Source organism: Paraburkholderia fungorum, from assembly GCF_046026025.1.
Lineage (GTDB): Bacteria > Pseudomonadota > Gammaproteobacteria > Burkholderiales > Burkholderiaceae > Paraburkholderia > Paraburkholderia fungorum_E.
In genome coordinates this window covers 185,683-198,493 of record NZ_JAQQFL010000010.1, presented here as the reverse complement: position 1 = coordinate 198,493, position 12,811 = coordinate 185,683, and the positions used below count along the sequence as shown (strand labels likewise).

Genomic DNA, 12,811 nt, shown 5'->3' with positions numbered 1-12,811 from the left:
CTTAATAGCGGCGGGCGCCGTTCAGCGCGTAGTCATCGCGTTCACCATATCGCGAGGGAAGAAAGCCGTTGAAAATATGCCCCCCCACTTTCGCACCGACGTTCGCCAGCCGCTGAAGCGCTTCTTCGACCTGACGGGAACCGGTGTAGTCGGCGCGCGACACGAGCAGCACCAGGTCGCAACCTTGTGCCGCGATCGATACAGCATCGCTTACAGGCAGAACAGGAGGCGAGTCGATCACCACGAAATCGTAGCGCTCACGCAGCGTGGTCAGCATGTCGCGGAAGGCGGGACTGCTGAGAAGCTCCGCGGGATTCGATGGATAGGCTTCGCCTGCGCCCAGAATCGACAGATGGGACCCCTCGTTGCGCACAATCGCATCGTCGAGTTGCGCCGTTCCCTTGATTACCTCCGCGAGTCCGGGCCTGTCCTGATCCGCCCAGAGACGGCTCAACTTGCCTTGCCGCATGTCGCCGTCTATCAGAAGGACCGATGCTGCAGTCTGCGAAAGCAGATAGGCAAAATTAGACGAAACAAAGCTTTTGCCAACGCCTTGAGTTGGGCCGGTAAACAGAACCACCTTGTTCGTCAGTCCGTTCGCGTTTCCGGCGAGCAGGGCTCTCACGCTGCTCGGCAATGCGCGTAATGCTTCAACGCTCGGATCGCCTGGGCTACTCACGGCCAACAACTTCACTGGCTCGTCGGGACGGCCACGCGAATCGGCAACACCGCGAAGCTGGGCCTTGGACCGAGCGACAACAGCCAGGCGCGGCAAGTCCGAAACGGTGTTAATTTCCTGCGGCGTACGGAGTTCCTTTCGATTGAGCGACACGAGATGAACGGCCAGTGTGCCGCCGAACAATCCGGCAAGGATCGAACCGAGCAGAATGATCGTCTTGCGCGGCCACGAGGGCTTCTCCGATGCGATTGCCCAGTCCAGGATGCTTACACCGGATGCGGTACTCGCCGCCGCCACTTCGAGTTGATTCACGTTGGCCAGCACGCCGGTGTAAAGCTGCTTTTTGATGCCGGAGTCACTGGATAACCTCACATACTCGCGCTGCGTAGCCGGCAGGTTCTTTACCTCGTCGGTGTTTTTCGCAAGATCGAGCTTGATCTGAGCTAATTGTTGACCCAATCCCCGAATGATCGGGCTGTCTTGACCGAAGGTCTGCTGCTTGTCGTCGAGATCGAGTTGCAAGGCCCGCTGTCTTTCGGCCAGCGCGGTCTTGGTCGAAATGAGCGCCGCGCCTTGCTGCTCCATGTCGATCGCTTGATGCTGCGTACGGAAATCGCTAAAGCGGTATTCCGCATCATGCATGTCCGCCTCCAGTTGAGGCAGGTGCGCGCGCAGAGTTTCCAGCTTCAGGCGTGCCTGGGCGGCACGATCGTCGATATTGCGTTTGACGAACGCCTGCACGATCGCGTTGACCATCAGCTGCGCGGTGATGGGCGAACTGGATTGGTAGCTCAATCTCATCATCGACGAATCCCGCACCGACGAATTCTGGCTGGAAACAGTCGTCTTCAACTGATTGCTGACGTTCTCGTAAGCCGTTTGCATGGACACCTTGGACAGCGTGAACTCCACGCCCGGCCGCGCGCGCAATACGTCGATTCTCAATTGCCCCGGTGCGGTCCCGTCATCGGTCGTGACCTGGAACGGCACGGTCTGTCCAACGCGGCCTTGCGCAAGCTGATGGCTGTCCTTGTCGTATAGGGTCCAACTACCCGCTTCACCCGTCACCACGCGAAACTTGTCACCCAACGCAGCGCCCGGCACCTCGAAGATGCCGGGTTTCAGCCGTTCACCGCCCCAGGCATAGCCACTCAACCCCAGGAACGGCGGCGACAACTCGGTGGCGGCCGCATGACGGGATGCAAGGTAGCGGCCAATCAACGGAAAGTGACTTTCCGTCTGCACGCTAATATCGGCTCCCGTTTCCGTGATCGCTTCGCCGACGATGGTCCGCGACGTCAGCACGTCGGTCTCATCGTCCGCAGATTGATCCGCCGACGTCGTTCCCGATACGTCGGACAACGCGCTGACTGATGCGCCTGGTTTGATCTGTACTCGCAGCAATGCGTCAGAGCGGTATTGTGGCGTCGCCAGCAGAATGTACAGGCCGCCCGCAAAGCAACAGGTGCCGAAGATCGCCGCGAACAGCAACTTGTGCCGGGCAATGTTTCGCCAAAGACCGGTTAGCCCGTCGTTTTGGGCTGGAATAACACCCACTGCCGATTGTCCGATGAATGAACTCATTTCATTTCCCGCGATAAAGGACGAAGGGGAACCCGTTGGAGCACAAGCTTCCAGCTATCGAATAGGCTCATCTGCAACTACTGAAAAACTTTCCCGCCACACCACATAGGGGGCGCTACCGTTTAAACCGTGATGAAAATCGGGCCACGCGTTTCGGGAATTGCAAGCACGCCTTTCGCGGATAAAACCCGTCCAAACATGTCGGTGATCGTCGCATGTCCGGGCAAATGCGAAGCGTCCAAGTTCAGTGCATTTCCGTCGCCATAAGACCAGACCACATATTTGAGCGCACCGGCCGTGGTCGCTAACCTGAGGACGACGTACTTGTCGTTCTCGTCGATAAAGTACTTCGCGCTTGCCGTGTTTGCCGTAAACGAAAACAGATACTTCGATGCGTCATAGGCCGGCAGTTTGTTATTGTTCGCATCCAGCAGACCAAAGTTGTGTTCCCGATTCATCGGATCTTTACCGTCGTCGCGCATGTCGTAATAGGCCGTGAGCCCAACACCCGCTATCCAGTCGACCAGGAACCGCCGCACCGTGTACTTGGCCTGAAGTGCCAGCGCCTTTGGCGAATGACCGTCTCCGATCCTGGCGACGTAAACGTAGCCGTAACTCGGATAAGACCACTCCGTCGTCCAGATTGCGGGAGCATTCTTATAGCCGGACAAGTCTTCACGCAGCGTTCTGTAATCCGAAAATACGGACTCCGGATATTCCTGACGATACGCATGCACACTGATCGCGTCCGGACCACGTTCAGTCACAGTGGCAATGTCACCAACCGATCGAACGAACCTGAGGTCCATTTCCTGCACCCCTCCCGAGGCAATAATCACCTTCGGATTGGCTGCCCGGGCCGCCTTCACTGCTGTCACCAACAGATTCCGATACTGCGATGGAGAGGGCTTGGCGAGCCAGTACATCTCGTCGTTCTCTTCATTCCATACTTCAAACCTGACGTCGGCACCGCTGTAACGATGCACGGACTGGTAAACATAGGTGTAAAACGCGGCAAGCTGACGCGTTGTGGTTGGCGGCTGATCCGGGCTGAACACGTAGTGCTTGTAGCCGAGGATAAAAAGCGCACCTAATTTTCTCTGCGCGAGGTTGGATACCAGTGTGTCGAACTCGCCAAAATGCCACCCATCAGGTGCTTGAACCGCTTCCCAGAACAAATCCGTGCGAACGAATGAGAAACCCACATCGCTTACCGCATCCAGCAGTCGCGTGTCTTTGATGTCGTGAATCGCTACGCCGGTGTTGGCCCGCGCTGCTGCGAACGACGGCAGATCGACGTAGGGCCTGGCGTCCGACTGTGCCGTTCCGTCCAGAACAACCAGCGGGGTTGCCGGCGTTGCAAGGGCGCGAATAGTCAGTGCCCCCGCGAGCGCAAGGACCAGGCCCACGCACCCCGCGACGGCGATTCGACCGAATCTCCTGTTTCGCTGAACCTTCATCTACAGCCCCCAAGGCGGCACAGTGGGTATACCCCGCGTCGCCAATATTGGATCTGCCACGACTACCACGTCACAGCGTCGACTTTCTTTCCCTGACTGACATCATCAAACGAGGATTCAAACGGAAGCGTTGTTCTTCCGTGTTTAGCCATAGCGATTTCGCTGCGACGCCAAAGAACAGCAGGCAACCAAGCGATTCAAAGATGTCCGTGGTAATGCCGCTGATCAACAGGAACAACAGCATCGTCCATGCAAGCCTATCCTTGGATTCACTAAAGAACAGTAGTCTTGCCAACAGAATGGAGAAGATAATCACGCCAAATGCGCCAAAGTTTGCGATTGCATACAACGCAATGTTGTCCGCATAGCCAACGTTGAAGCCGAAGTTCTCGTGATAGTAGGTAGTCGCCGCGCCGAACCCGCCTGGACCGATTCCCAGCCAGATCAGATTTTCCCGGAGCATGCCCTGCAGCAAAAGCGGCCATGTATTCTCGAATCGATCCTGGAACGACGAAAGCGCGCCGCCGCCGATCATCGAGTGGTTGATCGCCGCCGTTATCGCAAACGACGCGAGCGGCAGCAGGAGCGCCGAGGCCGCTGCCCAGATAGCGGCTCGCCTGATCGTGTCGAGTTTCCCGAAGCGCTCTATGCCCAGCACAATTGCAAGCGCCACCAGCGATGTCTTGTTGGTCGTTGCCCAGATAGAGAGTCCGGCTATCACGAGCATCATCGTCGCGAACGTGAGCGACCGGAATCTGGGTAGCAGCCATGTCGACAGCAAACCGATCATGAGCCCGGTCGCGGCGCTATCGCGCCCGAATCCTGGCAAACGCGGCGTTTCCCCAACGAAGTTCGAGTTCGTGACGTGCACAGCCGTGCCGTCCACCACCGTGCTCGCCCCCACCCATGGCAACGGCATGAAATAGCCGAGAAAATTGACCAGTACGCCGACCATGCAGACCACGGCGACAACCAGGAATGCCGCCCGGACGCGCGGCCGACCAAGGATCTCGAGCGCTTCAGGCGGGGCCAACAGGGCGAAAAACATCGGCAACACGGTCCAACCCCAGAAGGCGACCGCACCCGCACCAACGCCATTGAAAAGCGACACGCATGCCTGCATGCCGAGGTACAACAGGATCAGCAGGTGGCTCACCTTAGGTCGATGCGAAATGATGAGCACGATGCAGACAGCCATCATCAACTTAGGCAAATAGATGGCTTGTGGCGCGCCCGCCAGCGACGTGTAGTAACGAATCGCCCCCGACATGACATCGCCCACCACACCGATGAAGAAGGTCAACACCCAGAGCGCGCCCATCATGTGCTCCCGGCATCAATTGGCGTTCGATGTTCGCCGCGTCCGGAGGCCAATGAATCATGCGGCGCCGAGGCTTCCCGTGAGACGTCATGAGTGGTGACGTCTGAGAACGTGTGAATCACGTTGTGGGTAATCTGCGAAACGATCGCGTGACTGCTGGCGCCGTTATCGCCCAGAATCCGCGGCCAATCTGTCGTACCACAATTGAACACCGTCCCTTGATTCGCCCCACCACCCAGATCCGGCTTAAACACGCCCATCGCACCGGCGCCGCCAACCTCCCAGCCTGCAAGCTGTGACGTATTAGCGAGCGTAACGAAGCCGTTCGGAATGGGCGGCACGCCGTCGGCCTCATAGCCGACCAGATGATCTTCCGCACCGAAAGTTTGCCCATCTTTGACATGGGTACCGGCGAATGCCCAATGGTCCGCGCGCTGCACGGTGAAGCCGATCGGCTCGCGTCCAGTTTTGACCCATTTACGCCTGAACCGACTCCAGATACCATACGACCCGCCGCCGTAGCCATAACTCAGGCCGATCAGATTGCTCTCGTTGAAATCCGGCCATTGATCGGCGAGCCGATTCATTTCCTTGATGTTTTGCACATCCCCACTCGCGCCGAAATCGATCGGCCGGTAGCAGGTGTTCCCGCTGAACACGGCCAGATTGCCGCCGCCGGCAATGAAGCGCGCAACATGGTCGCGCATCTCCTGAGTCCAGTATTCGTGGTGACCCACGCTGAGCATGCAGCGATACTGAGTCAGATCGAGATCCGTCCCACGATGCAGGTCCACGTCCGTATAGAAGTCACATGCGAAATGATGAGTGCGTAGCCAGCGGATAAACTTCGCGTCCCAATGCGTGAAATGCTGCCGGGGCGAGCGCTTGTCATACGGATCTTCGGCGTGGCCGATTTGAATGCCGAGGCCGCCGCCCGGCCGGAGGAGACTCACCTTTCGTGCAGGATGTGTGCGGTAAACCGGGTCGCCGTAGAAGCAGCCTCCGCCCATCGAATTGTATGCATGGTACGTGGCGATCGGAACGATATACGCGATTGATGCGACCGGCGAGCGCGGCCGGATGACGATGAGCGCCATACTGTCGCTGTCCGGCGGGCCGGCGAAAACCGGCAGTCGTGCAGCGCAACGACGCCCCAGATCCGTCAACGGTTCGCCGTTCGACCCGACTTCGTACGCAATCGCGGCATACGCCCCGCTCTCCAGCGCGTCAATCTCCGGCCTCACTGTGATCGTCGGCCAGTTCCAGTCACTATCGAATCGAACCGGCTTGCGCTCACGCGACGACTCGAATACGTAGTTGCCGTTGATCAGCCTTACTGTGACATCCCGCGTTCCGGCCGCGATCACCCCGCTTACGCTGATCAACGATTCATCATCCTGCTGCTGATAGATTGCGACAGAGAACCGGCTACGCGGTTGCACCGCCAGGTCGAGTGGCTCCCCGGCAGTAAAGGATGTTTGAAGTGGGTAGAGTTGCATGCTTCGTGCGCCTCGAATAGTCACTTGTCGGTTGCCGGTTCAAGGAAGATTGTCCACACCACCTGAATCGACACGGCTCGGCGCTGCTACAGGTGGCCGCAACTCCAGGCCCAGCGTGCGCTTTATCAACCCCTTCACCTGAAACACGCGACGGTTGACCGATATCTGTGTGCGAAAGCGCAACGCAGGCAACCGCTCCTTGTGTTTTACGGCGAAGGCCCGATACTGCGCGGCGCTCGCCTCGACGAGCTTCATGGCTTCGGGAAGTGCGGATGCGTCGACACGAGAAGCGAGGAAGCACTGGTTGGCGAAAAACTTTCTGAACAATGCGAGCCAGTAAACTCTCTCTTCTTCCGTCTCGCTCTTTTCCAGGGCATCCGCCGCAAAGTGCGCAACGCATTCGACGGAGAAGAGGGTTGTGGTCTGCGTGATGCTCCCTGCACGCCGACGGTAGTAGTAGAGATTGTCGCGAAGGCCGTACAGGGTACGAGCGCGCCGGTACACCAGCGGAATGGCAAAAGAGTCTTCATACACGCGACCAACCGGGAACTCGACACCGTCCCACAACTCGCGTCGATAGACCCGCGAGCCGGAATGCACCTGGCAAATGCGCGCGAACTCCAGCAGCGCCACCATACTGTTACTCCGTAGGCCCGCCGTAGCATCGTCCACCATTTTCAACTCACCGACGACGCGGCCTTTTGGGTCCACCATCCCGACATTGAATTCGATGATGTCCGCGGTGTCTGCATCGAGCAACGGCATGACGACATCCGAAAAATTCGCCGCCCATTCGTCATCGGAATCGAGAAAGCCGATGTAACGGGATTTGGCGCGCGCAATGCCTGCATTGCGGGCAGCGCTCACGCCCTGGTTTTCCTGATGAATCACCGTGATGTTGTGCCCGCTCGCGCTTTCCTTGACCTGAAGAATCTGCTTCAACGTGCCGTCCGTCGAGCCATCGTCGACCACAATCAACTCGATCTCCTGAGATCTCGGTTGAGCGAGGGCCGATTTGAGTGCAACGCCGATATAGTGCTCGACGTTAAAGGCCGGAATGACCACTGACAAAATTGTCTCGCCGCTGCGTCTATCCACAGGTTTCATAGGATGGGTGAGCCTTCAAGATCGACGTTGATTCGTTTGCGCGGACCACGCGAAGTTCGGTACGCCCCCTGTACGCCTGCATATTGCGGTGCGGCGACGATATCGTACGTTCGGAAACACACAATGCCGGACCACATGCGCGACGGCGGGATCAGGCGATCACGGGTGCAAAGTGCAGACAATTGACGCAGTTCTCTCGTCAAGACTTGCGACATGGGCGTTTCAGGCATTTCCGCGAGAATTTCGATTCCCGCTGATTCATCAAGACAGCACACCGAACGGGAAATGTGACATATCGCACCGACCCGAAAACACCGGCTCGCTACCGTCATCCAGTCGAAAAATGTTCGGGCAAGTGTGCAAACAAGAAAGCTGGCTTACACGCTTATGTCATAGCAATGACGGTCCGACACCTCAATCTGGAAACCTCGCCGATGCCAGTTCCAAAAGTAAGCGTTCTGCTGCCTATCTACAACGTCGAGCCTTACGTTGAAGCTTGCCTCATGTCGCTTTTGTCGCAGACGTGTACAGACTTTGAAATTATTGCCGTCGACGACTGCAGCCCGGACCAGTCCGGCGAAATTGCGGCACGCGTTCTGAGTTCGCAGAACAAAGTGGCGTGGAAGCTGGTGACGAACGAGCGCAATCAGGGGTTAGCCGAAACGCGCCGGATTGCCGCCATGGAGGCCACGGGCGACTATGTCCTATGCGTTGACAGCGACGACTACGTTCATCCCGATCTGATAGAGCGAGTCATCGAGGAGGCGGTGAAGCATGATGCGGATGTTGTGATTTTCGCCGCGACCAACGTCAACCCCAATGGCACGGTGAACTATCAGATTGACAGCGACGACAAGGTTATCAGCGGCGTCGAGGCGGTTGAGCGGATCATGGATCTGTCGTTGCAGGCGTACTGCTGGAACAAGCTCGTGCGGCGCTCGATCTTTGTCGGCGTCCACCATCCGAGTGGACTCATTTACGAAGACATATGTGTGTCGGTCCAGACCTTGGGCAGATCGAAGACCGTCCGCCTGATCCCGGATCGCCTGTATTTCTATGTGCTTCGCGATAGCGGGATTTCGACCCGGTTCAATCCAAAGATTCTCGATCTTTTCGCGATCATGGACCTCGTGGAGAAGACCACCGCGTCGCTCCCGATCCAGAACCGCGAGCGACGTCTTTTCAGGCTGAAATACATCTATGGCTTTAGAACGGTCGCTTTTCAGGTAGCGATGAGGGCACCGACGTATCGGCTGGCCAGCCCGATCCTGCAGACCGTTGCCGAGAGATTGCATCCTCAGCACCTTTACCGCATGTATGCGGATAGCCGTCCGAAGTTGTCCTTCGTGATGTGCCTGCTCAAAATACATCCGAGAATTTTCTACAGCTTCGTTCGGCGCTTCTCCGAACGCTAAAAATTTTTCAACACGTAAAACTGCGGCCGATCTCCAATCCGGGACACTGTCCATCGGATTGGAGATCGGCCGCTATGCCTGCACGAAACAGCTCAGATGATGCACGAGACCATGCCTCACGTGTCGCATCATCCGAGCTGGTTGAGCGTGTCATGCGCAACCGGGTCATTCACTTGCTTATTGCACCGGCGACGCTGCGATCGCCGCTTTAAGCGTTGCGTAGATTGGCTTCTGGGCCGCGCTACTCGTCATAATCCCGTAGTTTCCGGTTGGGTCGTCGTACAGTTCGTACCAGTTGAAACCGATCACGTTGTACGTAGCCTTGGCCGCGACGAGTTCAGGAATCGTCTTGTTGATATACGTCTGCGCCTGCGCGGTGGAGAAGTCGGTGTTGATGCCGATCTCGGTGAACATGATCGGGAGGTTGTACGCGGTGTGCAGGGACTTGAGAACGTTGTAGTTCGTACCCGTCACGCCCCACGTGTTCTCAGGATCGCCACCGTCAGAGTACCAGTGCAACTGAATGATGTCGGTCTTCACAACAGGGTGTCCCGTCGTGCCGTCCGGCTGGGTGCCGGTCAGCATGCCCTGATACCAGCCCAGATGCAGGAAGCCCGATGAAGCGGTGGCAATGACCTTCGTCGTGCCGGCCGTATCGACCGAACGCCAGCCGTCGTAGTAACCGCGCAGCGCCCCGCGCCAGATTGGCCACGTGGTGTTGTCGTAGTCCGAGACATTGGCGCCGTCGTTAGCCACCGGTTGGTTGTGGCTATCGAGATCGTATTCGTTGCCGAATTCGACTGCCGGGATACCCTTGAACTTGGTCGCTGCGTAAGCCGCCATCGAGTAAGCGTAGGCGTAAGCGCTCGCCTCAGTCGGCGTCTGACCGTTCAGCGACGGGTCATCCCACGGGTACGCGTCGATCATTGGCAGGACCGTTATCTTCGAGCCCATGCCAGGTATCACCGTGTTCGCGACAGCGTCGAGCTGGTCGTAGGTGTGAATATCCTGGCGATTCCCCACCATGCCGAGATCCGAAAGCGTTGCAGCTTGAGTGGCGAGCGGGATCGACGTGTAAATGCCGCCGTAGTTGTAGTGCTCGTTGACGCCGAAGAACGGGATCGCTGCAGAGGTCGCGGGAGGAGTGGTTGTCGCAGGCGTGCCCGACGCAGCGGAGGAACCGGAGGTGGAACCCGAAGTAGAGCCCGACGTGGAACCGGAGGTAGAGGCCGGACGCGGATCAGCCGATGCCACCCAGTTGCTGTTCTGCCAGACCCACCATTGGTTGTCGACGTTTTCCTGATACATCTTGCCGGCGTACCAGAGCAGCAACGTGACATTCATCGTAAAGCCAGCTTTCTGACCTGCCCGATAGGCCACGCCACTCTTCACCGACCAGACTGCGCCCGACGAATCGTTGATCGAGGTGGACGGGGGAATCGCGGTGCCGCTAACTGACGCCGGATGCTTGGCGACGTTCACAACGGATACCGGATCAACGGCGTTGGCAGCAACGTTTGTAGGGTCACTCCCTCCGCTGCCGCCACCACATGCCGAAAAAATTGGCATAACTAAATAGATTGAATAATTAAGTAAGGTTCGTAGTTTCATCTTCGTGACATCTGAGCTTTTAACGGCCCTGAACCAGGAAAAAGTTCACCCGGGCGTCCTCGTAGGAAGCCATTGGCGACTGGATCAGGATGAAAAGAAGGCAGGACGGCCTGTGCACCCCGACAAACCGGGCGCAACTTCACAACATGCGTACCGCCTAGGCAGAACGTTCCTTTGTTCTGTCCGATAAGGTGAGGCAATGTTACACAGATGAAACGTTTTTAACGAGTTTTGAACCGTAACAACGTGTAACGTCTGACAATTAACCGGTAACTTTCACTTTTATATTAATAATATAAAAAGGAGAGCTATATACGCCGCTCGCTCGATTTCTGCCGCGAGAACATCATGTGTCGAGCTGCTAACGAAGGAAAATCACCTGGGCGAGGTCGTGAAAAATAGTCGTTCAACGGCACCACGCGGGTGTACCGGAGAACGACTGTCTCAATAGCTCAGGTAGTCTGAAGAGGTAAGACGTTATGCAGTGCAGACGGATCTCTTCTGCTATGAAATCCATTCAATGCGACCTCACCGCCTGTCATCACTGATGCATCGTCGAGTCGGAACACCGCGACTGCATCACGCAATGCAACCGCATGCTCTTCCAGTGATTTGGCCGCCGCCGCAGCCTCTTCGACGAGTGCCGCATTGTGCTGTGTGACTTCGTCTATCTGTGAGACCGCCTTATTGACCTGTTCGATCCCATCGCTCTGTTCGTGCGCCGACGCTTCGATCTCATTCATGACGCCTGTGACGCGTTGAACCGCATCCATGGCTTCGTGAATCGTCTTCTGCGCGTCGGACACGAGCGATGCCCCCTGCTCTACCTTGGCAGCCGATTCGCCGATCAACTCCTTGATCTCTTTCGCCGCCGAGCCGGATCGCTGTGCAAGGCTACGCACTTCCGAGGCAACGACCGCAAAGCCGCGCCCCTGCTCTCCCGCACGAGCCGCTTCGACGGCCGCATTCAAGGCAAGGATGTTGGTCTGAAACGCGATTCCTTCGATCATGCCGATGATCTCGGCGACCTTCCTCGACGACTCGCTGATCCCATCCATCGTCTCGGTAACACGCGACACCACAGCGCCACCACGCGTCACCGTGTCCAACGCACCCTGCGCCAATCGGTTGGCCTGCTTCGCATTATCCGCGTTCTGCTTCACCGTCGCCGAAAGCTGCTCCATGCTTGCCGCGGTTTGCTGAAGTGCAGCAGCTTGCTGCTCAGTGCGTGACGACAGGTCGGCATTACCCGCGGCAATCTCGTTTGCGCCTTGAGTAATCGCCGTCGTACTACCGCGCACCTTGGCCACCGTCTCGACGAGACCGTCGCGCATCTTCGTCAACGCGCCGAGCAACTGGCCCATCTCGTTGCGCGAGTTGCTTTTGATGGCGATCGTCAGGTCGCCGCCGGCTATCCGCTCGAAATGTTTGATGGTCACGTTGACCGGTTTAATCACCGCCGCCGATAAACCGATCCGCGCCATCACGCCAATCACGATGGCAATCGCGCCAATGCCGGCGAACAGCAGCGTGGCCATCTGGAAGCGCTGCGCCGCCGTCTCGGCCTGCTTGCGCTGACTGTCCATTTGCAGGCGCTGGAGAGCGTCGATGGACTTCGAATAGGTCGCGTAAAAGGCGTTCGCCGTTTCACCCTGGATGTTGCGGAAGGTGTTGAAGTCGAAGTCGTTCAGCGCCTTGAACTCCGGCTCGATCGCTTTATCGACGAGCGCGCTGCGTGCCTGCTCGACGGCCTGCGCGAGCTTGTTCTCGCCCTCGCTCGCAAACGGGCCCGCCATGTAGTTGCCAAAGTCCTTGTTCGATTCGACCAGCACCTTATGCGCGGCCGGCAACAAGTCGTCCGTTTGCTTGCCGACGCTGAAGAGCGTCTGATAGGAGCCGAGTGCGAGTTGCACCTGCAGCAGCTTCTCGGAGCTTGCCTTCAGATGCGACAGTGCCACGGCGCTGTGCTGCGTTTCATCGAGGCTGCTATTCGCGAGCTTCAATGCACCGTAGCCGACGCCGATCACGATCAGCAGGAAAGCAACGAACACGCTGATGACGAGCGTCAGGCCGCCACGAATGGTGATGTTATTGAGCATTGGGTCTCCGGAACGTCCTATTGAGCGGCGGCGAAC

The 12,811-nt window shown here is 57.6% G+C and carries 8 protein-coding genes; 1 reads left to right on the top strand and 7 read right to left on the bottom strand.

Annotated elements, in window-relative coordinates; genetic code table 11:
• Position 1 precedes the first annotated feature (1 nt).
• From PQR67_RS13975 to PQR67_RS13955, 5 genes are all read right to left on the bottom strand, one after another.
• Positions 2–2,263 (bottom strand): polysaccharide biosynthesis tyrosine autokinase, encoded by a 2,262-nt coding sequence (locus PQR67_RS13975; RefSeq protein ID WP_408459773.1) that lies wholly within the window; start codon positions 2,261–2,263, stop codon positions 2–4.
• Between the two features lie 122 nt (positions 2,264–2,385).
• A complete protein-coding gene (locus tag PQR67_RS13970) occupies positions 2,386–3,723 on the bottom strand; it encodes a cellulase family glycosylhydrolase (RefSeq protein ID WP_408459770.1) in 1,338 nt (445 codons plus the stop codon).
• A 70-nt stretch (positions 3,724–3,793) separates the two neighbouring features.
• Positions 3,794–5,047: an O-antigen ligase family protein gene (locus PQR67_RS13965; RefSeq protein ID WP_408459768.1), complete on the bottom strand. Its 1,254-nt coding sequence runs from the start codon at positions 5,045–5,047 to the stop codon at positions 3,794–3,796.
• The gene (locus PQR67_RS13960; RefSeq protein ID WP_408459765.1) at positions 5,044–6,543 is read right to left on the bottom strand and encodes a N,N-dimethylformamidase beta subunit family domain-containing protein; all 1,500 of its coding nucleotides are present in this window, start codon (positions 6,541–6,543) and stop codon (positions 5,044–5,046) included. Before PQR67_RS13960 ends, PQR67_RS13965 begins: the two co-directional genes overlap by 4 nt.
• 39 nt (positions 6,544–6,582) lie before the next feature.
• A complete protein-coding gene (locus tag PQR67_RS13955; RefSeq protein ID WP_408459762.1) occupies positions 6,583–7,650 on the bottom strand; it encodes a glycosyltransferase family 2 protein in 1,068 nt (355 codons plus the stop codon).
• Between the two features lie 287 nt (positions 7,651–7,937).
• Between PQR67_RS13955 and PQR67_RS13950 the strand changes: the two genes are divergently transcribed.
• Positions 7,938–9,065 (top strand): glycosyltransferase family 2 protein, encoded by a 1,128-nt coding sequence (locus PQR67_RS13950; RefSeq protein WP_408459759.1) that lies wholly within the window; start codon positions 7,938–7,940, stop codon positions 9,063–9,065.
• Between the two features lie 177 nt (positions 9,066–9,242).
• Here PQR67_RS13950 and PQR67_RS13945 read toward each other — a convergent pair whose 3' ends face one another.
• Together PQR67_RS13945 and PQR67_RS13940 are read right to left on the bottom strand one after the other, a co-directional pair.
• On the bottom strand, positions 9,243–10,547 hold the full coding sequence (locus PQR67_RS13945; protein WP_408459756.1) for a beta-glucosidase: 1,305 nt from the start codon (positions 10,545–10,547) through the stop codon (positions 9,243–9,245).
• Positions 10,548–11,128: 581 nt separating this feature from the next.
• Positions 11,129–12,775: a methyl-accepting chemotaxis protein gene (locus PQR67_RS13940; RefSeq protein WP_408459753.1), complete on the bottom strand. Its 1,647-nt coding sequence runs from the start codon at positions 12,773–12,775 to the stop codon at positions 11,129–11,131.
• Between the last annotated feature and the right edge of the window lie 36 nt (positions 12,776–12,811).

Coding starts and splice junctions, on each gene's coding strand:
- PQR67_RS13965 (WP_408459768.1), bottom strand. CDS start 5,047: ATGATGGGCGCGCTCTGGGTGTTGACCTTCTTCATCGGTGTGGTGGGC.
- PQR67_RS13940 (WP_408459753.1), bottom strand. CDS start 12,775: ATGCTCAATAACATCACCATTCGTGGCGGCCTGACGCTCGTCATCAGC.
- PQR67_RS13975 (WP_408459773.1), bottom strand. CDS start 2,263: ATGAGTTCATTCATCGGACAATCGGCAGTGGGTGTTATTCCAGCCCAA.
- PQR67_RS13960 (WP_408459765.1), bottom strand. CDS start 6,543: ATGCAACTCTACCCACTTCAAACATCCTTTACTGCCGGGGAGCCACTC.
- PQR67_RS13970 (WP_408459770.1), bottom strand. CDS start 3,723: ATGAAGGTTCAGCGAAACAGGAGATTCGGTCGAATCGCCGTCGCGGGG.
- PQR67_RS13955 (WP_408459762.1), bottom strand. CDS start 7,650: ATGAAACCTGTGGATAGACGCAGCGGCGAGACAATTTTGTCAGTGGTC.